The organism is Nonomuraea sp. NPDC003707, assembly GCF_053587055.1.
Window position 1 is genome coordinate 77,021 of record NZ_JBSFNK010000033.1, and the last position, 18,905, is coordinate 95,925.

General features: G+C 70.2%; 24 protein-coding genes. 10 read left to right on the plus strand and 14 right to left on the minus strand.

What is annotated here, in order from left to right; all coding sequences use genetic code 11:
- Positions 1-15 precede the first annotated feature (15 nt).
- Positions 16-1,890 (plus strand): Stk1 family PASTA domain-containing Ser/Thr kinase, encoded by a 1,875-nt coding sequence (gene pknB / locus ACWDRB_RS51560; protein WP_449907602.1) that lies wholly within the window; start codon positions 16-18, stop codon positions 1,888-1,890.
- Between the two features lie 128 nt (positions 1,891-2,018).
- Here pknB and ACWDRB_RS51565 read toward each other — a convergent pair whose 3' ends face one another.
- From ACWDRB_RS51565 to ACWDRB_RS51575, 3 genes are read right to left on the minus strand one after another with little or no spacing between them, the layout of a single operon-like run.
- Entirely contained in the window at positions 2,019-2,591 is a 573-nt protein-coding gene (locus tag ACWDRB_RS51565) for an anthranilate synthase component II (protein WP_355203182.1), read from the minus strand.
- The gene (locus ACWDRB_RS51570; RefSeq protein WP_449907605.1) at positions 2,588-2,746 is read right to left on the minus strand and encodes a hypothetical protein; all 159 of its coding nucleotides are present in this window, start codon (positions 2,744-2,746) and stop codon (positions 2,588-2,590) included. Before ACWDRB_RS51570 ends, ACWDRB_RS51565 begins: the two co-directional genes overlap by 4 nt.
- Before the next feature lies 1 nt (position 2,747).
- Entirely contained in the window at positions 2,748-3,350 is a 603-nt protein-coding gene (locus tag ACWDRB_RS51575; RefSeq protein WP_449907607.1) for a class E sortase, read from the minus strand.
- 143 nt (positions 3,351-3,493) lie between these two features.
- Here ACWDRB_RS51575 and ACWDRB_RS51580 point away from each other — a divergent pair, with 143 nt between their 5' ends.
- The gene (locus tag ACWDRB_RS51580) at positions 3,494-3,739 is read left to right on the plus strand and encodes a cell division protein CrgA (protein ID WP_350732371.1); all 246 of its coding nucleotides are present in this window, start codon (positions 3,494-3,496) and stop codon (positions 3,737-3,739) included.
- 34 nt (positions 3,740-3,773) lie between these two features.
- On the opposite strand, the gene ACWDRB_RS51585 is transcribed toward ACWDRB_RS51580, so the two are convergent.
- Both ACWDRB_RS51585 and ACWDRB_RS51590 read right to left on the minus strand, forming a co-directional pair.
- Positions 3,774-4,658, minus strand: coding sequence for a rhomboid family intramembrane serine protease (locus ACWDRB_RS51585; RefSeq protein ID WP_449907609.1), 885 nt, complete (start codon positions 4,656-4,658; stop codon positions 3,774-3,776).
- Between the two features lie 602 nt (positions 4,659-5,260).
- Positions 5,261-5,797: a peptidylprolyl isomerase gene (locus tag ACWDRB_RS51590; protein ID WP_364263249.1), complete on the minus strand. Its 537-nt coding sequence runs from the start codon at positions 5,795-5,797 to the stop codon at positions 5,261-5,263.
- 220 nt (positions 5,798-6,017) lie between these two features.
- On the opposite strand from ACWDRB_RS51590, the gene ACWDRB_RS51595 reads away from it, so the two are divergent.
- Both ACWDRB_RS51595 and ACWDRB_RS51600 read left to right on the plus strand, forming a co-directional pair.
- The gene (locus ACWDRB_RS51595) at positions 6,018-6,455 is read left to right on the plus strand and encodes a YtxH domain-containing protein (protein WP_350732366.1); all 438 of its coding nucleotides are present in this window, start codon (positions 6,018-6,020) and stop codon (positions 6,453-6,455) included.
- A gap of 107 nt (positions 6,456-6,562) precedes the next feature.
- Positions 6,563-7,639 carry a hypothetical protein gene (locus ACWDRB_RS51600; RefSeq protein WP_397368900.1) on the plus strand — a complete coding sequence of 359 codons (1,077 nt, stop codon included), beginning with the start codon at positions 6,563-6,565 and terminating at the stop codon, positions 7,637-7,639.
- Position 7,640: 1 nt separating this feature from the next.
- Here ACWDRB_RS51600 and ACWDRB_RS51605 read toward each other — a convergent pair whose 3' ends face one another.
- Positions 7,641-8,153, minus strand: a complete 513-nt coding sequence (locus ACWDRB_RS51605) for a hypothetical protein (RefSeq protein WP_449907612.1) — start codon at positions 8,151-8,153, stop codon at positions 7,641-7,643.
- Positions 8,154-8,277: 124 nt separating this feature from the next.
- Between ACWDRB_RS51605 and ACWDRB_RS51610 the strand changes: the two genes are divergently transcribed.
- The 3 genes from ACWDRB_RS51610 to ACWDRB_RS51620 are packed head-to-tail and all read left to right on the plus strand — an operon-like array spanning position 8,278 to position 10,758.
- On the plus strand, positions 8,278-8,949 hold the full coding sequence (locus ACWDRB_RS51610; protein ID WP_364263261.1) for a response regulator transcription factor: 672 nt from the start codon (positions 8,278-8,280) through the stop codon (positions 8,947-8,949).
- The gene (locus tag ACWDRB_RS51615; RefSeq protein WP_449907614.1) at positions 8,946-10,337 is read left to right on the plus strand and encodes an ATP-binding protein; all 1,392 of its coding nucleotides are present in this window, start codon (positions 8,946-8,948) and stop codon (positions 10,335-10,337) included. Before ACWDRB_RS51610 ends, ACWDRB_RS51615 begins: the two co-directional genes overlap by 4 nt.
- A 37-nt stretch (positions 10,338-10,374) precedes the next feature.
- On the plus strand, positions 10,375-10,758 hold the full coding sequence (locus tag ACWDRB_RS51620) for a Rieske (2Fe-2S) protein (protein ID WP_185069693.1): 384 nt from the start codon (positions 10,375-10,377) through the stop codon (positions 10,756-10,758).
- Here ACWDRB_RS51620 and ACWDRB_RS51625 read toward each other — a convergent pair.
- From ACWDRB_RS51625 to ACWDRB_RS51660, 8 genes are all read right to left on the minus strand, one after another.
- On the minus strand, positions 10,745-11,701 hold the full coding sequence (locus tag ACWDRB_RS51625) for a GNAT family N-acetyltransferase (protein ID WP_449907616.1): 957 nt from the start codon (positions 11,699-11,701) through the stop codon (positions 10,745-10,747). The genes ACWDRB_RS51620 and ACWDRB_RS51625 overlap by 14 nt on opposite strands.
- A gap of 10 nt (positions 11,702-11,711) precedes the next feature.
- Positions 11,712-12,047 (minus strand): hypothetical protein, encoded by a 336-nt coding sequence (locus tag ACWDRB_RS51630; protein ID WP_397368896.1) that lies wholly within the window; start codon positions 12,045-12,047, stop codon positions 11,712-11,714.
- Entirely contained in the window at positions 12,044-12,421 is a 378-nt protein-coding gene (locus tag ACWDRB_RS51635; RefSeq protein WP_449907618.1) for an SgcJ/EcaC family oxidoreductase, read from the minus strand. Before ACWDRB_RS51635 ends, ACWDRB_RS51630 begins: the two co-directional genes overlap by 4 nt.
- A 129-nt stretch (positions 12,422-12,550) precedes the next feature.
- Positions 12,551-13,123 carry a PadR family transcriptional regulator gene (locus ACWDRB_RS51640; RefSeq protein ID WP_350732350.1) on the minus strand — a complete coding sequence of 191 codons (573 nt, stop codon included), beginning with the start codon at positions 13,121-13,123 and terminating at the stop codon, positions 12,551-12,553.
- Between the two features lie 35 nt (positions 13,124-13,158).
- A complete protein-coding gene (locus ACWDRB_RS51645) occupies positions 13,159-13,953 on the minus strand; it encodes an MBL fold metallo-hydrolase (protein ID WP_350732348.1) in 795 nt (264 codons plus the stop codon).
- Between the two features lie 27 nt (positions 13,954-13,980).
- The gene (locus tag ACWDRB_RS51650) at positions 13,981-14,619 is read right to left on the minus strand and encodes a response regulator transcription factor (RefSeq protein WP_363977513.1); all 639 of its coding nucleotides are present in this window, start codon (positions 14,617-14,619) and stop codon (positions 13,981-13,983) included.
- Positions 14,610-15,755 (minus strand): sensor histidine kinase, encoded by a 1,146-nt coding sequence (locus ACWDRB_RS51655; RefSeq protein ID WP_449907621.1) that lies wholly within the window; start codon positions 15,753-15,755, stop codon positions 14,610-14,612. Before ACWDRB_RS51655 ends, ACWDRB_RS51650 begins: the two co-directional genes overlap by 10 nt.
- Positions 15,756-15,802: 47 nt before the next feature.
- Complete coding sequence (locus tag ACWDRB_RS51660) at positions 15,803-16,603, minus strand: alpha/beta fold hydrolase (protein WP_449907622.1); 801 nt, start codon at positions 16,601-16,603, stop codon at positions 15,803-15,805.
- Between the two features lie 83 nt (positions 16,604-16,686).
- Here ACWDRB_RS51660 and ACWDRB_RS51665 point away from each other — a divergent pair, with 83 nt between their 5' ends.
- The 3 genes from ACWDRB_RS51665 (at position 16,687) to ACWDRB_RS51675 (ending at position 18,894) form a co-directional block, all read left to right on the plus strand.
- Positions 16,687-17,079: a hypothetical protein gene (locus ACWDRB_RS51665; RefSeq protein ID WP_355203230.1), complete on the plus strand. Its 393-nt coding sequence runs from the start codon at positions 16,687-16,689 to the stop codon at positions 17,077-17,079.
- A 2-nt stretch (positions 17,080-17,081) separates the two neighbouring features.
- Positions 17,082-17,477 carry a hypothetical protein gene (locus ACWDRB_RS51670; protein ID WP_350732342.1) on the plus strand — a complete coding sequence of 132 codons (396 nt, stop codon included), beginning with the start codon at positions 17,082-17,084 and terminating at the stop codon, positions 17,475-17,477.
- 73 nt (positions 17,478-17,550) lie between these two features.
- Entirely contained in the window at positions 17,551-18,894 is a 1,344-nt protein-coding gene (locus ACWDRB_RS51675) for a hypothetical protein (RefSeq protein WP_449907625.1), read from the plus strand.
- Positions 18,895-18,905 lie beyond the last annotated feature (11 nt).

An 18,905-nucleotide genomic window follows, 5' to 3' on the forward strand; every position in this document is an offset into this window, starting at 1 on the left:
GGGACAGTGCAGGAAATGACTCAGCCTCGGCTACTCGGAGGTCGCTACGAGCTCGACGGTGTCGTCGGGCGCGGCGGCATGGCCGAGGTGTATCGTGCCCGAGACATCCGGCTGGACCGCATAGTCGCGATCAAAACCCTCCGGTCCGACCTGGCGCGCGATCACACCTTCCAGGCCCGCTTCCGCCGCGAGGCACAATCGGCCGCCTCTCTGAACCACCCGGCCGTCGTCGCGGTCTACGACACCGGCGAAGACGGTACCGAAGGCACCCCCGTGCCGTACATCGTGATGGAGTACGTCGACGGCCGGACGCTGCGCGACCTGCTGCGCCAGGACCGGCGGTTGCTGCCGGAGCGCGCGGTCGAGCTGGTCGACGGCATCCTGCGAGCCCTCGACTACAGCCACCGCGGCGGCATCGTGCACCGCGACATCAAGCCGGCCAACGTGATGATCACGCGCGCCGGCGACGTCAAGGTGATGGACTTCGGCATCGCGCGCGCGATGGCCGACTCCGCGGCCACGATGACGCAGACGGCGCAGGTGATCGGCACCGCCCAGTACCTGTCTCCCGAGCAGGCGCGGGGCGAGCGGGTCGACGCGCGCAGCGACATCTACTCCACCGGTTGCCTGCTCTACGAGCTGCTGACCGGGCAGCCACCGTTCACCGGCGACTCTCCCGTCGCGATCGCCTACCAGCACGTGCGCGAGGACCCGATCCCGCCGTCGCAGATCGACCGCGACATCCCCCCGTGGGCCGACGCGATCGTGCTCAAGGCCATGGCCAAGGACCCCGCCCACCGCTACCAGAGCGCGGGCGAGATGCGGGCCGACATCCAGCGGGCGATGTCCGGGATGCCGACCGACGCCCAGACGATGGCCATGAACGGCAACTTCAACCAGGGCACGCGGATGATGACCGCGACCCAGGCGGGGCAGGGCCCGGCCACGCAGCGCACCACCGCGGTCCCACCCTACGAGTACGACGAGGGTGGCAGTGGCGGCGGCGGCCGTGGCGGGCGGCGCAGGGCGAGCGGCGGCGGGAACAACGCCGTCAAGACCGCGCTGTGGATCATCGTCCCGCTGGCGATCATCGGTGCGTTCATCGGGGTCGGCTACTCGGTGTTCGGGTCGAAGGGCACTCCGGCCGCCACGCAGGTCACGATCCCGTCGCTGGCCAGCCAGGAGCGCGCGTACGCGGAAGAGCAGCTCAAGAACCTCGGGCTCACCGTCCAGGTGGTGCAGGAGTCCAGCGACGACGTCGACAAGGGCAGCGTCATCAAGACCGACCCTCCCGAGAACTCCAAGGTCGACAAGGGCTCCCCGGTCAAGCTGGTCATCTCGAAGGGCCCGGAGAAGGTCAAGGTGCCCGACGGCCTCGTCGGCCAGTCGCAGGAAGACGCCATGAAGGCGCTGGAGGACGCGGGCCTGCGCGGCACGGTCAAGACCAAGATCTCCAGCAAGTCGCAGGGCACGGTCATCGAGACCGACCCCAAGGCGGGCGAGTCGATAGAGAAGGGCGGCGCGGTCACCCTCTACGTGCCCAAGGAGCTCGGCGAGGTGCCCAGCGTGATCGGGCTCACCGTGAAGGACGCCTCGGCCCAGATCAAGGCCGCCGGCTTCAAGCCCAGGGTCGTCGAGCAGGCGAACGAGCAGCCCGAGGGCACGGTCATCCAGCAGAACCCGGGTGAGGGCGCCAAGCAGGCACCGGGCACGACCATCACGATCGTGGTGTCCACAGGTCCCGGCCTGGACACGAACAACCCGCAGCCCACCACGGAAGTGCCGACGGACACGCCCACGGACGACCAGACGGACTTCCCGTCCGACGGCGACCAGCCGACCGACGACAACCCGATCGGCGACGACGGCCTCGGAGGCAACGGCAACTGAGACATGAAGAAGGGCCGCCCGTTCCCGGGCGGCCCTTCTTCATGTCGTCGCTGACACAAGAACGCCCCCGCCGCTCGGGGGCAACGGCGGGGACGTTCACTTGGTAGTCGCTCGCCGGGGGACATTTGTTACAAGATTCCTCGCAGCCAATTCTGGAGCAGCCGGTGGCCATGCTCCGACAGCACGGACTCGGGGTGGAACTGGATGCCCTCGATGGGCGCCTCACGGTGGCGCAGGCCCATGATGACGCCGTCGCCGGTGCGGGCGGTCACGTCGAGCACGTCGGGGACGGTCTCGGGCAGTACGGCGAGCGAGTGGTAGCGGGTCATCCGCACGGGCGAGGGCAGCGTCTCGAACACGCCCTTGCCGTCGTGGGTGACGGGGCTGGTCATGCCGTGGACGAGCTCGGGCGCGCGGGACACGGTGGCGCCGTACGCGACGGCGATGGCCTGGTGGCCGAGGCAGACACCGAGCAGCGGCCGGCGGCTCTCGGCCGCGTGGTGGACCAGGGGCACGCTCACTCCGGCCGCCTCGGGGGTGCCCGGGCCCGGGCTGATGAGGACGCCGTCGAAGCCGTCGGCGTCGCTCACGCGTACGTCGTCGCGCGGCCGTACGTCGCAGTCGGCGCCCAGCCCGCGAAGGTACTGCACGATGGTGTGGACGAAGCTGTCGTGGTTGTCCACGACCAGCACGCGGCTCATTTCCTCACGCTCACCTCGTCGAGTGTCACCATGGGCTCGAGTAGCGGAAACACGACATACCAGAGTACGACCCCTGCGGCGGCGACCATCACGGCGGCCGTCAGCAGCTTGGTCCGCGCGGTGCCGGGCAGCTTGCGCCAGAGCCAGGCGTACATGTCACTCCTCGTCCTCGGTCGCGTCCTTGAGCACCCCGTAGACGATCAGGCGCTCGGCGGCCGAGTATTCGGGGTGGCAGGTGGACAGCGTGATGAAGGCCCGGATAGGGCGGATGTCGGGCTTGCCGGGCACGGGGGCGAACACCTCGACCTCATCGGGTTTCACGATGTCCTGAGAGGTCACCCGGTACGTGTACGTGGTGCCGCCGGCCTCCACGACGATCTCGTCGTCGCGTTCGAGCTCGTCGATCTCGTTGAACGGGGCCGCGTACGTGGTGCGGTGCCCCGACACCACGAAGTTGCCGACCTGGCCCGGCAGGGCGCTGTCCGGGTAATGTCCCGGGCCCTTCTTCAGGTGCTCGGTGTCCACACCCTCGACCACGGCATACTCGTAGTCGCGGCCCAGCTTGGGGATGCGCAGCAGCGCCATGGGCCTGCCCGGCTCGGGCTTGACCGCCTTCCGCGTCGCCAACTGGCGCTGGAGCAGCCGCTGCTGGCTCTGGGTGTACGCGCCGGTGCCCCAGAGCAGGTACGCGCAGAACAGCATCATGATCAGGCCCGCGGTGATGCTCGTCTCTCCCACGGCCCGCAGCGTGGCCCGCATGCGATCAGCGTATTCGGGTCAGAAGCCGCAACCGGGGATCGCCATGTCCCGCGCGTGGCGGCTATCCTGGACCACACTTCAATTAGGCTTACCAAAGAGCCTGTGGACGATCCGGAAGCCCAGGCCCTCAGCAGGAGTTACCAGTGCCCAAGCCCAAGGCTCGCAAGAAGGCGGTCTACACGCCGCCGCAGAGATCGCAGCAGGTCAAGGTCAGCCCCCGCTGGCTGGCACCCACGATGGTCGCGGCGTGGATCATCGGCATCCTGTGGATCGCGATCTACTACGTCGCACCACGGGCGCCCTTCCTCAGCGACCTCCAGAACTGGAACCTGCTGATCGGGTTTGTTTTCATCATCTTCGGGGTGGTGCTTTCCACCCGCTGGCGTTAGTTCTTTCCACAGCCTTTTCCACAGCCTGGGGAAGTCACACCGTGCTCATGATGGCCGACACCCTGACCATCACGAGCACGGCCAGCACGGCCAGCGCTCCCACGATCGCCAGCACCTGCCACAGGGTCCTGTTGTTCTTGGGAGCGTAGGCCAGCGCCGCCGCCAGCAGCGTCCCGACGATCAGGCCGCCGACATGGCCGGTCCAACTGATGCGGAGACCGGAGATCGCAGGCATCACGAAGGTGATGACCAGGTTGAGCCCGATCACCAAGGTGATGCCTCGCACGTCCAGCTTCAGCTTGCGGCCCACGACGAACATGGCGCCGAACATCCCGAAGACGGCTCCCGAGGCGCCGACCGTGGCCGTGGGCAGCGGGTCGAGCCAGAGGCCGAGCACCGAACCGCCCAGCGCGCTGAGCAAGTAGACGGCCGCGAAACGGAGATGCCCGAAGGCTCGTTCGAGATATGGGCCGATCACGAAGATGGCCCAGCCGTTGAACAGGATGTGGAGAAAGCTGCCGGTGCTGTGCACGAAGGCGACGGTGATCAGCCGGTAATACTGGCCTTCCGCGACTGCCGGCGGCCACATCGCCAGCGCCTCGCCGACTGCGTTGTCGGTGAGGTACTGGGCGCCGAAGGCCAGGACGGTGAGCGCCAGGATCGCGTACGTCACGATCGGGGTGCTCACCACGCTGCCGCCGAAGGTGGACTTCGCCTGGCGGATGCCCTTGTTGCCCTCGGCCACGCACTCAGGGCACTGGAAGCCCACGGCGGCGTCGCGCATGCAGTCGGGGCAGATGGGGCGCTCGCACCGCTGACACCGGACCCAGGTCTCCTTCTCGGGGTGCCGGTAGCACGTGGGCACCGCCTCAGCGGGCTGCTCGGGCTGCGGGGGCGGGCTGGGCGGCTGGCTGGTCATGACCGAAAGCCTATGGCTTACACGCCCTACCCGCGTGTCCCCACCCTTCACCCCTCACCCCGAACCCCCGCCACCGACCAGCGGAACGCGGCCAGCGGCGGACGGACGGCGGCGGGCAACGGGACAGCGGACGGCGGATGGCGGACAGCGGCTGGTCAACGGCGGACGGCGGACGGTCGGCGGCGGCTGGGCGACGGAACGCGGCGGCCCCAAGGCCCAGCGCCATCGTGCGGAGCTGGACCACCGCACCATCCGGATGCCGCACCCCCTCACCACGCCGCGTCGGCGAGGTGGGGTGCGTTGGAGCCCGGCGCCATCGTGCGGCGGCCAGTGCGCCGGCTCGTTCATGGCGCCGCGTCGGCCGTGTGGGCGTCTGCCGCGGCCGCGGGTTCAGAGCACCGGTGACGACGCGACCAGGGCCGCCCCGGGGGACGCGGCCCCGAGACGCCCGGATAAGCACCCGACGGGAGACGCGGCCCCAAGGCGCCCGGATAAGCACCCGATGAGGGGATGCGGTCCCGGGCCGGCCTGAGGGCCGGCCGGTGGGGGCATGGGTGGGGCCGCCCCACGGCCTTGTGGGTGGGGCGGGGGTGGGTGGTGGGTCAGGCGGGGACGCGGTCGATGGTGACGGACTCGATGACGACGTCCTCCGCCGGACGGTCCCGGCGGTCGGTCTGGGTCTTGGCGATGGCGTCCACGACGTCCTGGCCCTCGATCACCTCACCGAAGATCGTGTGCCTGCCGTTCAGGTGCGGCGTCGGCACGACCGTGATGAAGAACTGGGACCCGTTGGTCCCCTTGCCGAAGCGGACGCCCGCGTTGGCCATGGCCAGCAGGTACGGGCGGTTGAAGTACAGCTCCGGGTGGATCTCGTCGTCGAACTCGTAGCCCGGGCCGCCGGTGCCCTGGCCGAGCGGGTCGCCGCCCTGGATCATGAATCCGGAGATCACCCGGTGGAAGATCGTCCCGTCGTAGTAGCGTGCGGTGCTCTTCTCCCCGGTGCCCGGGTGCGTCCACTCTCGCGAGCCTTCTGCGAGCTCGACGAAGTTACGCACCGTTTTCGGGGCTCTGTTGGGGAAGAGCTCCACCTTGATTTTTCCACGGTTGGTCTGCAGGTTTGCGATCAGCTTCTCAGCCACGAGACAGCCGCCCCCTCTATGTACAGGGTTAGTTCTGTGATGTTTTGAGGACTATGGCCGTAAGGCCTCCAGAGCCATCCTCCCACGGCTCGCCATGATTGAGCCGCCTTGTCCAGGGAAGGTCAGGCTCGGGGCCCCAACGACAGGGGAGGTTGTCGTGTCCCTGACAATGAAAAGACGCCGCGTGGTCATAGAGGTACCCGCCACGTGGACGGGCCGAATGAAGGCCCGGGCCGTGCGAACCGGCCACCTGATGGCGCCCGTGGCGGACCAGGCCAAGATGGCCGCCGCCCAGCGCCTCGAGGACGCCCGCTACTGGGCGGCGCCACGGATTCACTCCGCGGCGCACGGGTTCGAGGATCAGGTCGCTCCCAGGGTCAGCTCCATGCTGATCACGGCGGCCAGGAAGATCGATCCCACGCCCACGCGGTCGCGGCGATGGCCGACGCTCGTTCTGCTGACCGGCCTCGCGGTGGGGGCGATCGGCTACATGTTCTATCGCCGCAACGCCCAGCAGTGGACCGAGCACATGAAGGACTCCGCCTCCGATGCGTCACGTTGGGCCAGCGAGAAGGCCGACAGGACCGCCGAGTCTGCGGACCGGATGGCGGGCCGTGTGTCCGACAAGGCAGATGAGGCATCTCGCAAGATGTCCTGATCCGGTGCTGCCGGAAGGGAAGCGCGTCCTCGGTTGATCCCGAGGGCGCGCTTCCCGTTTCCGGACCCCCCGTTGACGAACCACCAAGCGCTTGCTACAAACCCGGCATGGCGCTGTCTCCTTTAGACGACTACCCCGTCCACCAGGCCGCGCAGGTCATGCGGCACGTCGCCACCTCCGACCGCAACTTCTACGACCGCTACTACTTCAACTGCCACCCCGGCACCGACGAGCTCATGCTGATCGTCGGCCTCGGCCAGTACCCCAACCTGGGCGTCACCGACGCCTTCGCCTGCGTACGCCACGGAGACCTGCACCGCGTCGTACGGGCCTCCCGCGAGCTGGGAACCGACCGGATGAACACCGAGATCGGCCCGTTCCGCGTCGAGGTGCTCGAAGGGCTCAAGCGGCTCAGGGTGGTCCTGGAGCCGAACGAGCATGGCCTGTCCTTCGACCTGCTCTGGGAGGGCACGATCCCGGCGACGCTGGAGCCGCGGCACTTCCTGCGGTGGCAGGAGCGGGTCATGTTCGACTCGGTACGCCTGGCACAGACGGGGCGCTGGTCCGGAAATATCAGGATCGGCGAGGAGGACATACCGGTCACGCCCGACCGCTGGCAGGGCACCAGAGACCGCTCCTGGGGCATCAGACCGGTCGGCGAGCCCGAGCCGCCCGGCATCCAGACCAAGAACGCGGGCACGTTCTACTGGCTCTACACGCCCATGCAGTTCGACGACCACGCCATCCTCTGCATCATCCAGGAGGACGAGCGGGGCCGCCGGATGCTGGAGGAGGCCGTACGCGTCTGGCCCGACGGCCGCGAGGAGGAATACCTCGGCAGACCGGACTACCGCCCGGTCTACGCCCCCGGCACCCGCGACGTCGTGGAGGCCACGATCACCTTCTCGCCTCCCGGCGGCAAGCCGTTCGACGTGCGCTGCACCCCGATCCTGCCGGTGCACCTCATGGTCGGCACCGGGTACGGCCTGGAGCCGGACTGGAAGCACGGCATGTACCAGGGTGAGGGGCCGGTCGTGCAGGGCGTGACGTACCGGCTGCCCGACGACGCCGCCAGAATGTGGGGCATGGTGGACGCCGTCGGGCGCTTCGAGTACGACGGGCTCGTCGGCCACGGCCTCTACGAGTACTGGGCGCTCGGACCGCACCCGTCCTTCCCGGAATGACCTAGTCGGTCTTCTGGCAGATGATCTTTACCGCCTTGATGCCGACCGACGGCGCGTCCAGCTTCTCGCCGGGCTGAGCCGGCTGGGCGGGCATGGCCTGCACGCCGTCGGGCAGCTTGCCGTCCTCCGGGAGGGGCATGGTCTTGGTCACCTCCAGCATCTCGCCGTCCTCCGGGACGGGCACGGCCTTCGTCACCGCCAGCCCCTCGCCCTCCTGCGTGACGGCCCCGGCCTGGGCCCCATCCAGCGGCGGCGCCTCGCCGTCGGGAAGGGCGTCGACCTTCACCGTGTCGCTGGGCTTGAACTCGCGCACCTTGCCGTCAGGACCGACGATCTTGCCGGCCGGGACCGCCCGCGCGAATTCGGCCACCTCGACGGTCTTGCCGTCGGCCGTCTTGCAGGTCACCTTCGCGCCGGCGGTGCCCGGGGTCTCGTCGGCCATGGCGGAGCCGGTCAGGCCGGTGATGGCGAGTACGGCGACCGCGCCGAGCAGCGCGAGACGACGCTTGAACATGGGTTCTCCTCACTGAGATCGGTCGAACGCCTCCGAGACTGGCCCGGCGTACCTGAAGTGATCCTGAAGAGGCCCTAAATGATCTTCAGGTTGGCTTTAGGTGGCCTGAGGCACCCTGGTCGGTGTGCGAGTGCTACTGGTGGAGGACGAGGAGCGGCTGGCCGACCTGGTGAAGGGCGGCCTGGCGGGCGAGGGCTTCGCTGTGGACGTGGCCCATGACGGGCGTGACGGCCTGTGGATGGCCACCGAGAACACGTACGACGTGATCGTCCTGGACGTGATGCTGCCCAGGATGAACGGCTACGCCGTCTGCGCCAAGCTGCGCGAGGCGGGCGACTGGACGCCGATCATGATGCTCACGGCCAAGGACGGCATCTACGACGAGGCCGAGGCGCTCGACAACGGGGCCGACGACTACCTGGCCAAGCCGTTCTCGTACGTGGTGCTGCTGGCCAGGTTACGGGCGCTGGTGCGGCGGGGCGGGCGGGAGCGGCCCGTGTCGATCACCGTGGGCGACCTGGTGGTGGACCCGGCGGCGCTGAAGTGCCGCAGGGGCGAGGTGGAGATCGGATTGACGCCCAAGGAGTTCGCGGTGCTGCACGCGCTGGCCCGCCGGTCCGGCGAGGTCGTGTCCAAGGGCGAGCTGCTGGCCCAGGCCTGGGACTTCTCCTACGACGGCGACCCGAACATCGTCGAGGTCTACATCAGCGCCCTGCGCCGCAAGATCGACACGCCTTTCGGGCGGACGACGCTCATGACGGTCCGCGGCGCGGGCTACCGGCTGGAGGCGGCATGAGCCCACTGCGCAAGGCGTCGGCCGCGCTCTCGTCCGTGCGGCTGCGGGCGACCGCCGCCGCGACCCTGGTGGTGGCCCTCGCCCTGGGCCTGGCCGCGCTGGCGCTGGTGGCGGTGCTGCGCGGCACGCTGGAGAACAACGCCGACGCCGAGGCCACCAGGAAGGCCGTGGCGGCGGCGCCGTACGCGGAGACACTGGACTTCGTACGCGCCACCCCGCTCTCGCCCGGCGTCGCGGCGCCCGCGGACACTCTCGACGAGAGCTCGATCGCCATCACCAAAGACGTGCCCAAGCAGGGCAAGGCCGAGCCGCTCGTGATCGTCGGGAAGAGCGGCACCGTCCAGCTGCGCGACGGCAAGACGGCCGCGATCGCCGACCCCGACGTCCTGCTGACCGACGACAAGAGCGCCTCGGCCACCGAGTGGGCGGCGCCGCAGAAGTACGCCGTCGCCGGCGTCAAGGTGGCCACCGTGGGCGGCCCCGCCATGCTCTGGTCGCGCGTCCCCCTGGAGGGCGCCGAGAAGGCGCTGCAGACGCTCTACGGCGCGCTGCTGCCCGGCGTGCCCGCCGTGCTGCTCGTGGTGGCAGGGATGACGTGGATCTCGGTGGGCCGCGCGCTGGCCCCCGTGGCCGCCATCCGGGCCAAGGTCGCCGACATCACGGCCCGCGACCTGCACCAGCGCGTGCCCGTACCCGGCTCGAAGGACGAGATCGCCTCCCTGGCCACCACCGTGAACGGCACCCTCGACCGCCTGGAGACGGCCGTGGACACGCACAAGCGGTTCGTCGCGGACGCGGCGCACGAGCTGCGCAGCCCCATCGCGACCCTGCGCGCCCGCCTGGAGCTGGCCGAGCCCAGCGAGCTGACCAGGGAGGCGCTGGCCGACGTCGAACGCCTGCAGTCCCTGGCCGCCGACCTGCTCATCCTGGCCAAGCTGGACGCGGGCGAGCCGCTGCGCGCGGCCGAGCTGGACCTCGGCCAGGTGGCCGCCGAGGAGTCGGTACGCGCCAGGCGGCGGCCCGAGGTGCGCCTGGAGCTGGACATCGAGCCGGACGTGGTGATGAAGGGCTCCCGCGCCCACCTCGACCGCCTGATGACGAACCTGGCCGACAACGCCGTCCGGCACGCCGCCTCCACCGTGCGGGTGCTTGTACGCGCCGAGGAGGACCAGGCCGTGCTGGAGGTGCGGGACGACGGGCCCGGGATCCCGCCGGAGCAGCGGGAGGCGGTGTTCGCCCGGTTCACCAGGCTGGACGAGGCGCGCGCCAGGGACGCCGGCGGCGCCGGGCTGGGGCTGCCGATCGCGCGGGACATCGCGCACCTGCACGGCGGCACGCTCGTGTACGCAGATTCCGGATTTATCGCCAAATTTCCCCTGAACCACTGAAGATCTGCAAACGTGTGAGTGGTTGAAGGAGGCAACAATGCTCACACGCCGCGCATTGATCACCAGAGGCAGCGCCGCGGGCGCAGGAGTCGTGTTCCTGTGGCCGCGCCCGGCAGAGGCGGAAGCGGAGGCGGCCAAGCCCGTCCTCGCCACCACCAAGAGCATCCCGGTAGGGGGCGGGAAGATCGTCCAGGGCAAGTACGTGATCACCCAGCCGAGGAAGGGCGTCTACAAGTGCTTCAGCGCCAAGTGCACCCACCAGGGCTGCACGGTGGCGAGCGTCAGCCGTGGCACGATCAACTGCCCGTGCCACGGCAGCAAGTTCAGCGCCTCGACGGGCGCGGTGGTGAACGGCCCCGCCAAGAAGCCGCTCGCCGGCAAGAAGATCAAGGTCTCGAAGGGGAAGATCAGGCTGGCTTGATCGGCAACGCGTAGGTGGTGCTGCGCTTGGTGATCTCGAAGCCGGCGCGGGCGTACACGTTCACGGCCCCCGTGGGGTTGTCGGCGTCCACCCCGAGCCCGGCACTCTCGTAGCCCTGATCTCCGAACGCGGCAAGGGCGTGCCCGATCAGCGTGCTCGCCACGCCCTTGCCGCGCCACTCCCGCAGCGTGCCGATGATCTGGATCCACGCCTGGCGCTCGCCGCGCCGGGCGGCGGCCTCGAAGAAGTGCGTGATCAGCACCCCGACCGGGCGGCCGCCGGCCAGGGCCACGAACGACGACTCGGGGCGGAAGTTCCTGGAGCCGGTCATCATGGCGCGCCAGCTCTCGGACGTGTGCCGCACGCTGCCCCAATGGTCGAGGAACGACTCGTTGCGCACGAGGCGGGCGCCTTCGTCCAGTTCGGGCGACCAGGCGACGATGGAGACGCCCTCCGGCGGCCGCACCGGGGGCAGGTCGCCCGGCAGGCTCCGCTCCATGCGGGCGAACCACCGTACGGCCGTGAGTCCGGCCCCCTCCACCAGCGCGGCGAGGTCGGACCGGCCGTCGGGGACGTCGACGTGGAGCTCCAGAGGGACGCCGGGGTGAGCCCGCTCGCTCACCCCCGGCGCCGTCCGGATGCTCCAGTCCATGATGTGCCTGCCGAGCCCCTGCCCGCGGTAGGCGGGGTGCACGCCTCCCGACAGGCGCATCATGTGCAGGTCGTCGGCGGTCTGCCTGACGGGGAGGTAGCCGAAGGCCACGATCCGGTCGCCGTCCCTGGCCGCGAGCGTGCCCGTGTCCAGATCGATGAGGTGGCTGGAGACCTGCTCAGCCACGTCGTCGACGTCGTGGACCTCGCCGGTCCTGTCCTCGGCCTCCATGGCGGCCCAGAGCTCGGCCAGAGCCTGGACGTCCGCCCCGGTCAGCGGTCCCCATTCCATGACCGGCAGCCTAGGCGAGCCTGGTGGCGCAGCCCAACCGGGTTCCGATGTCGGCCAGGCCCTCGGCGAACGACCGGCGCGTACGTTCGCGGAACCCGATGAACAGCCGGTTGGCCAGGGCGACGGCCCAATGGTTGCCGGCCACGTTGTAGACGCGGTGGACCAGGCGCGTGCCCCCGTGGTCGGGGGTGACCGACCACTCGCCGCGGTACCACCAGCCGCCCTGGTAGGCCAGGACGTGCTCGCCCAACTCCGTCCTCGGTATGGCCCGTACGATCTCCGGCCACACCCGCTCGACCGGAGCCTCGATCACTCCGGTGACCTCGACGATGAGCCGCCTGCTCACGGCGCGCTCACCCGCGTGTTCTGGAAGGAGGCGAAGCGCCAGCCCTCGGCCGTGCGGAGCGCGGTCAGCGTGATGACGGACTGACGGCTCGGGTCGGCCGCGCCGTTCACGGACGAGCCGCCGCCCACGATCACCAGCGCGACGTCGTCGGTGAGCGGCTTGATCAGCGGCTCGCCGCCGCCCGCTTCGAGCTTGATGTGGAGCTTGAACAGCTCGCGGTGGGCCTCCTCGATGGCCTGCCGGCCCTCCAGGTGCCGGCCGAAGAACGTGATGTAGTCGGCGTCCTCGGTGAAGAGGCCGGCGTAACCCTCGGCGTCCCCGGAGTTCCAGGTCTCCGCGATCCGCGCGAGCAGCCGAACGATCTCTGTGGACATGGCACTGCTCCCTGTGTCGCGGCGCCTATCCTGTGAATGCGAGTTCGGGCAGGGCAGGCGCCTTGTTCGGATTTCCGGCCGCCGGGGTGTTGGCGCACCTCGGCGGCCTTTCTCACATCTCGGCCCTTTTCACATCTCGACCGTGGTCTCCCAGTCGAGCTCTCCTTTGTCGAGCCGGTCGAGCAGCCCCCTGATCCAGCCGAGCTCGGCGGTGTAGAGCGCCTGCTCGCACTCCACCTCCAGCATGAGGATCGCGGGCAGGCCGCTGTCGGCCATGGCTCGCAGGTGGGCCTCCATCCCGGCGAGGACGCCCTCGATCGTGGCCGCGCGCCCGCGCAGCGCCCGCTGCGCCTCGGCGAGCGGCAGGCAGCCGATGAGCGAGACGGCCGCGACGAAGGCGCGCCGGTCGGGGTCGGGTTTCTCCAGGAGCTGCCGCAGCCGGGTGACCAGCTCCTTGCGGCCCTCGTCGGTGATCTCGTAGACCGTGCGCTCGGGCCTGCGGCCCTCGCGGTCGGTCTTCGAGGGGACGATCAGCTCGTCCTTGGCCAGCCGCTCCACCGCGTGGTAGAGGCTGCGCGGCAGGCCGGTGATGTAGTCCTTGTGCGTGTCGATGATGAACCGGTGCAGCTCGTACGGGTGGCTCGGGCGCACGGTGAGCAGGGCCAGCACGGTCAGGCCGACCAAGCTGTGGCGTTGCGCCATGATGCCTCCCTCCATATTGCACTTTGCAATATAACTCAGACATCCAGCTGCAGGAAGGTCCGCTCGATCGCCTGCCTGGCCACGTCCTCCGGATAGGGGAAGAGCTTGATCAGGTCACGCAGCCCCTCCACGTGGGCCCGCCTGGCCAGCTCGGCCACGAGGGCCAGCTCGGCCTGCTGCGCCTGCGCGAACGCCCGGTCCACGACCGCGCCGTGCCCCGGCACGATCACCTGGTCGGGCAGCTCGTCCAGCATCGCCGCCGTGGTGAGCGGCCAGTCGAGCGGGTACGAGTCGCTGAACGCCGGCGGCGCCCCCTCCTCCACCAGGTCGCCCGCGAACACCACGCCCGCGTCCGGCACGTGCACGACCACGTCGTTGCTGCTGTGCCCGAGCCCGAAATGCTGCAGATGCACGATCCGGCCGCCGATGTCGAGGCTGGCCGCGCTCGTGAACGTGTGGTCCGGCGGCACGATCGTGATCTCCTCGAACTCCTCACGCTGCTCGGGCCGCCCCTTGATCATTACGGCGCGCTGCTCCTCGCCGTACTGCTCGATCTCCTCGGCGCACCTGACGTGGCCCCAGATCTCGGCGGGCCGGAAGATCGCGTTGCCGAAGTAGTGGTCGAAGTGGGAATGGCTGTTGACGACCGTCCACGGGCTGGCGGTGATCCTCCTGACCGCCTCGACCAGGTCACCGGCCTCCCGGTGTGAGGCGCGCGTGTCGAGGACCAGGCAGTGCCCGTCGCCCACGACCAGACCCACGTTCATGTCGTACGACTTGTGGCGCCGGACGTAGACCCGGTCGCCGACCTCCTGCCATTGCTCGTTCATGCCAACGAACCCTACTTTTAAGCCGCGTCATTTGAGGTATTCGAGCACTGCCAGCACCCTTCTGTGCCCGTCCGCGGCGGGCGGGAGGTCGAGCTTGGCGAAGATGTTCGCGATGTGCTTGGCCACGGCCGCCTCGGTGACGAACAGCTCCTTGGCGATCGACGCGTTCGTCCGCCCCTCGGCGATCAGGCCGAGCACCTCCTGCTCGCGCGGGGTGAGCCGGGCCAGCGGGTCGCGGCGCCGCCTGAGCAGCTGGCGGACCACCTCCGGGTCCACGACCGTGCCCCCGGCGGCCACCCGGTCGAGCGCGTCGACGAACTCGCGTACGTCGCCGATGCGGTCCTTCAGCAGGTAGCCGATCCCGGCGCCGGCGCCCGGTTCCAGGAGTTCGGCGGCGTAGGTCTGCTCGACGTACTGGCTGAGCACCAGGACGGCCAGGTCCGGATGCCGCTCGCGCAGCTCCAGCGCCGCCCTCAGTCCCTCGTCGGCGAAGCCGGGCGGCATGCGCACGTCGGTCACCACGGCGTCGGGGCGGTGCTCGGCGACGGCGGCGAGCAGGGCGGGCGCGTCGCCGACCGCGGCGGCCACGGTGTGGCCGAAGCGTTCGAGCAGCCCGACCAGGCCCTCCCGCAGCAGGACGGCGTCCTCGGCGATCACTACGCGCACGGTATCTCCGCTCTCATCAGGGTCGGACCGCCGATCGGGCTCGACAGGGACAGTCGCCCGTCCACCACGGCCAGCCGGTCGGCCAGTCCGGTCAGCCCCGTGCCCCTGGCCGGATCGGCCCCGCCCACGCCGTCGTCGCGCACCTCCACGACCAGCGTGCCGCCCTCGACCCGCCCGGTGACGGCGCCCCTGGTGGCCCGGCTGTGCTTGGCCAGGTTCGCGAGGGCCTCGCTGACCACGTAGTACGCGGTCACCTCAACGGGCGCGGGCAACCGGCCGGCCAGCTCCACGTCCACGTCCACGGGCACGGGCGAGCGCCCGGCCACGTCGCGGACCGCCGCGCCCAGCCCGCGGTCGGTGAGCACCTGCGAGTGCACGCCCCTGATCAGCTCGCGCAGCTCGGCGAGCGCCCGCTTGGCCTCCTCGTGGGCCTGCCCGACCATCCGGCCCGCAGGCGAGTCGTCCGGCAGGTCCAGCCGGGCCATGCCGAGCGCCATCGACAGGGAGACCAGCCGCTGCTGCGCGCCGTCGTGCAGGTCCCGCTCGATCCTGCGGCGCTCCGTCTCGAACGCGTCCACCAGCCGCGCCCGTGACCGCAGCACCTCGTTCAGCTCGGAGCCCTGCGGCGCGAGCACCGCGCGTACCATCGCCCCCCGGGCGCCGCCCCAGGCGGTGATCGTGTACGCGGCGACGGGCAGCAGCAGCACGCCCGCCACGGAGCCCACGACGGCGACCCCGGGCTCCGCCTCGGGCTGCACGACCGGCGAGAGCATCAGGACCACCGGCCCGCCCACCGTGAACCCCAGCATGATCAGATCGATCCACCACAGCGCGAGCACCGTGATGACGGCCAGCCCGGCCTCCCGCCCGCGCCCGCCGGGCACCTCGGGCAGCGGCACGCCGTCCACCAGCCGCAACCTGCGCCGCTCGAACCAGGCGACGAGCGGCAGGCACAGCGCCAGCACGACCGGGGCCGCGACCACGCCGAGCGGGATCGTGGCGAACACCGCTGCCCCGACGGCCACGCCTGGAACGGCGCTGGCCAGCAGGTACGCCGCGCACCGCCAGGGCCACGCGGAGCCCAGGAAGGGCAGCGGCCGCTGCGTGAGCGCCTCCAGCGCGGTCCGGTTGAGCACTTTCTGACGGTATCCGCAGGTTGGCGGGCCAGGCAGTAGTGCTGGGTCTACTGTCCGAGGAAGCGGGTGAGCACCGGGGCCAGCGCCTTCGGGTCCACCATGTGCGTCTGGCCCTCGATGGTCTCGCGCACGGCCCCCGGGACGAGCTCCGCGATCGCGTCGGCGGCCCGGGCGAAGAAGTCGCCGCCCCCGCCCACGAACGAGTCGGCGCCGGCCCCGCCCGTGGCCACCAGCGTGGGGCAGGCGATGCCGGGCAGGCGGTCGGCGGGCGGGCGGCCGTCGCCCAGGCAGGCGGCGTCGTACGCGAGCGTGGGCGCGATGGCTTCCAGGCCCGGCCACATCGGCGACTCGCGGGCCTGGTCCACCATCTCCTCGGTGGCGCCCGCCGTCACCATGAACAGCGCGAACGCCTCGCCGCGGCGACCCGCGGCCAGCAGCGCGCGGAGCCGGTCGGTGTACTCCCGCGAGCGCCGCGGCCCGTCCGGCGCCACGTCGTAGGGCACCTCGTACACGGCCAGTCTCGCGATCGGCAGCCCCGTGGCGGCGGCTTCGAGCGCGAGCGCGCCGCCCGACGAGATCCCGAACAGGTGCGCCGCCCCGCCCGCCTCGGCGATGAGCGCGGCGATGTCCTCGATCTCGCGGTCGACCTCGTACGGGAGGGTGTCCTCGCTCTCGCCCCGGCCGCGCCGGTCGTAGTTGTAGACGGTGAACCGCTCCGCCAGCTCGTGCGCGAGTTGCGCATTGGCCGAGCGGTCGACCGAGGCGCCGCCGACCAGGACGATCGCGGGGCCGACGCCCAGCCGGTCGAACGCGATGGACGTGCCGTCTTTCGCCGTGACGCGGTACATGTGACTCCTCCGGAGGCCCTTGTGACCACCCGATCTCGATGGGTGACTATCGGCGGCGGCGTTATGGGACTACCGTCGTGCGCATGGCGATCCCCATTCCATCACGGCGGAATTCCGCGGACAACGACAAGGCCCCTGACACCCCCGCCGCACCGTCCTGGCCTATGTCGGCTCCCCGCCTTTCCGCCGAACCCAGGGCACAATCCGGGGAAACAGCATCAATCATCGTAAATTTAGACAAGGCGACACTTGATGCGGTTCATCAAAAAGCGCGCTCCGATGGCCGTATGATTTCCGATGTGATTCGCGCCGCGGTGGAGCGCGAAGTGGGCAACATGACGCACGCGACCATCTTGATCCAACGCTGGAACCTGCAGTGCGACGACCTCGACAGAGCGGCCGACGCCCTCAAGGTGGACCGGATTTCGGACGACGTGATGCTCAGGCTCGGCCTGCATCGGAATCAAGAGGATTGACCATGCTTCCTGGGCGCGTTCTCGATGTGGGAGCGCTCGTCGACATTGCGGTCGCCAAAACGAATCATTCGCGCAGCATCGCGGCGCTGTGTCTTTATCGGGGCGGCGGGCTGTGCATTCCCACGACCGCACTCACCCTCGTCTATTCGATCGTCCCGCTCGCCACGAAAGTCGAACTCTTCGATCTGATCAGCAGCTCCGCCGTCCAGGTCGACGACCTCACCGCGGGAAAGGTGCCCGACATCGCCGAGATCCTCGACGGATCGAGCGACATCACCGCGGGCCACGTGATCTTATGCGCGCGGGCCACCCAGTGGCCGATCCTCACCGACCGCCCCGGCATCCTGCGAAATCTGGACCCGGCGATCCTCGTCGATCCCCTGCCTGAGCAGAACTGACCTATCAGGCCAGGCTGATGCCCGGTTCACCCACTATTGTGGGGGCCCGGACACACGAGGAAGCGGATCCACCTTGGCACATCGCGCCCTGGTCATCGCCCTGCTGCCCGCGATCGCGCTGCGGGCGCTCGCCGTGCTCGGGTACCCTCCGTCGATCCTCTTCTACGGCGACTCGTTCGCCTTCCTGCGCGAGGAGCTGACCCCCGGCACCACCAGGCCCTCCGGATACTCGCTGCTGCTGGCGCTGCTGCGCCCCGCGCACAGCCTCACGCTGGTGACGGTCCTGCAGCACCTGCTGATGCTGGCGCTGGCCGTGGCGGTGTACGCGCTGCTGAGGCGGCGCGGCCTGCCGGGCTGGGGCGCCGCCCTGCTGGTCACCCCGCTGCTGTACGACGAGTTCCTGGTGCTGCTCGAACACATGATCATGGCGGACGCGGTCTTCGTCGTGCTGGTCACGGTCGCGATCCTGCTCGTGGTCTGGCGCGTCACCCCCACCACGGCGGCCGTCGGCGGCCTGCTGCTCGGCCTGGCCGGGATCACCAGGACGGTCGGCCTGCCGCTGCTGATCCTCACGGCCGCCTACCTGCTGATCCGGCGGTACGGCTGGCGCCCGCTCGTGGCGCTGGTGGTGGCGGGCGCGATCCCGCTGGGCGCGTACGCCACCTGGGCGAAGGTGGAGAAGGGGAAGTTCGCGCTGACCGAGGCGGACGGGAACTTCCTGTGGTCCAGGACCATGAGCTTCGCCGACTGCTCGGTGATCAAGCCTCCGGAGCGGCTGGCCGTGCTCTGCCCGAACATGCCGGTGGAGCAGCGCCCGTACCCGCCGTACTGGCTGTGGGAGAGCTTCTCCCCCCTGCTCAAGGTGCCGGGGACGGCCAATCGCAACCAGCTCGCCGGGGAGTTCGCCAGGGCGGCCATCCTCGCCCAGCCCGGCGAGTACGCCGCGGCGGTCGCGACCGACCTCACGCAGCTGCTGCGCTGGGAGCGCACGGCCGCGGACGAGAAGACGCCGTACAAGTTCCCCTCCGCGGAGCGGCCGCTGAGCGAGTCGGTACGCGGCATCGCCGAGTCGTACGAGGCCGGGCCGGCCGCCACCCGGGTCGTGGAGCCGTTCGCGGGGTGGCTGCGGGCGTACCAGCGCTTCGGGTACGTGCCGTTCCCGCTGCTCATGCTGGCCCTGGTCGGCGCGCTGGCGACGGCGCTCGTGCGGCGGCGGTGGGACGCGCTGCTGCCCGGGGTCACGGCGCTCGCGCTGGTCTGCTCGCCGCCGTTCCTGGCGGCCTTCGACGTGCGGTACGTGATCCCGGCGATCCCGCTGGTCTGCCTGGCCCTGGGACTGGCCCTCGGCGCCCGGTCGCCGTCCCCGCAGGAACGCGCGGGGACCCCCAGCCCTGAGCTTTCCCGGACCGCCACCTGAGTGCTAGGGTC

Coding starts and splice junctions, on each gene's coding strand:
- pknB (WP_449907602.1), top strand. CDS start 16: ATGACTCAGCCTCGGCTACTCGGAGGTCGCTACGAGCTCGACGGTGTC.
- ACWDRB_RS51565 (WP_355203182.1), bottom strand. CDS start 2,591: ATGAGCCGCGTGCTGGTCGTGGACAACCACGACAGCTTCGTCCACACC.
- ACWDRB_RS51570 (WP_449907605.1), bottom strand. CDS start 2,746: ATGTACGCCTGGCTCTGGCGCAAGCTGCCCGGCACCGCGCGGACCAAG.
- ACWDRB_RS51575 (WP_449907607.1), bottom strand. CDS start 3,350: ATGCGGGCCACGCTGCGGGCCGTGGGAGAGACGAGCATCACCGCGGGC.
- ACWDRB_RS51585 (WP_449907609.1), bottom strand. CDS start 4,658: ATGACCAGCCAGCCGCCCAGCCCGCCCCCGCAGCCCGAGCAGCCCGCT.
- ACWDRB_RS51595 (WP_350732366.1), top strand. CDS start 6,018: ATGAAGGCCCGGGCCGTGCGAACCGGCCACCTGATGGCGCCCGTGGCG.
- ACWDRB_RS51600 (WP_397368900.1), top strand. CDS start 6,563: ATGGCGCTGTCTCCTTTAGACGACTACCCCGTCCACCAGGCCGCGCAG.
- ACWDRB_RS51605 (WP_449907612.1), bottom strand. CDS start 8,153: ATGTTCAAGCGTCGTCTCGCGCTGCTCGGCGCGGTCGCCGTACTCGCC.
- ACWDRB_RS51615 (WP_449907614.1), top strand. CDS start 8,946: ATGAGCCCACTGCGCAAGGCGTCGGCCGCGCTCTCGTCCGTGCGGCTG.
- ACWDRB_RS51620 (WP_185069693.1), top strand. CDS start 10,375: ATGCTCACACGCCGCGCATTGATCACCAGAGGCAGCGCCGCGGGCGCA.
- ACWDRB_RS51625 (WP_449907616.1), bottom strand. CDS start 11,701: ATGGAATGGGGACCGCTGACCGGGGCGGACGTCCAGGCTCTGGCCGAG.
- ACWDRB_RS51635 (WP_449907618.1), bottom strand. CDS start 12,421: ATGTCCACAGAGATCGTTCGGCTGCTCGCGCGGATCGCGGAGACCTGG.
- ACWDRB_RS51640 (WP_350732350.1), bottom strand. CDS start 13,123: ATGGCGCAACGCCACAGCTTGGTCGGCCTGACCGTGCTGGCCCTGCTC.
- ACWDRB_RS51645 (WP_350732348.1), bottom strand. CDS start 13,953: ATGAACGAGCAATGGCAGGAGGTCGGCGACCGGGTCTACGTCCGGCGC.
- ACWDRB_RS51660 (WP_449907622.1), bottom strand. CDS start 16,603: ATGTACCGCGTCACGGCGAAAGACGGCACGTCCATCGCGTTCGACCGG.
- ACWDRB_RS51665 (WP_355203230.1), top strand. CDS start 16,687: ATGGCGATCCCCATTCCATCACGGCGGAATTCCGCGGACAACGACAAG.
- ACWDRB_RS51670 (WP_350732342.1), top strand. CDS start 17,082: ATGCTTCCTGGGCGCGTTCTCGATGTGGGAGCGCTCGTCGACATTGCG.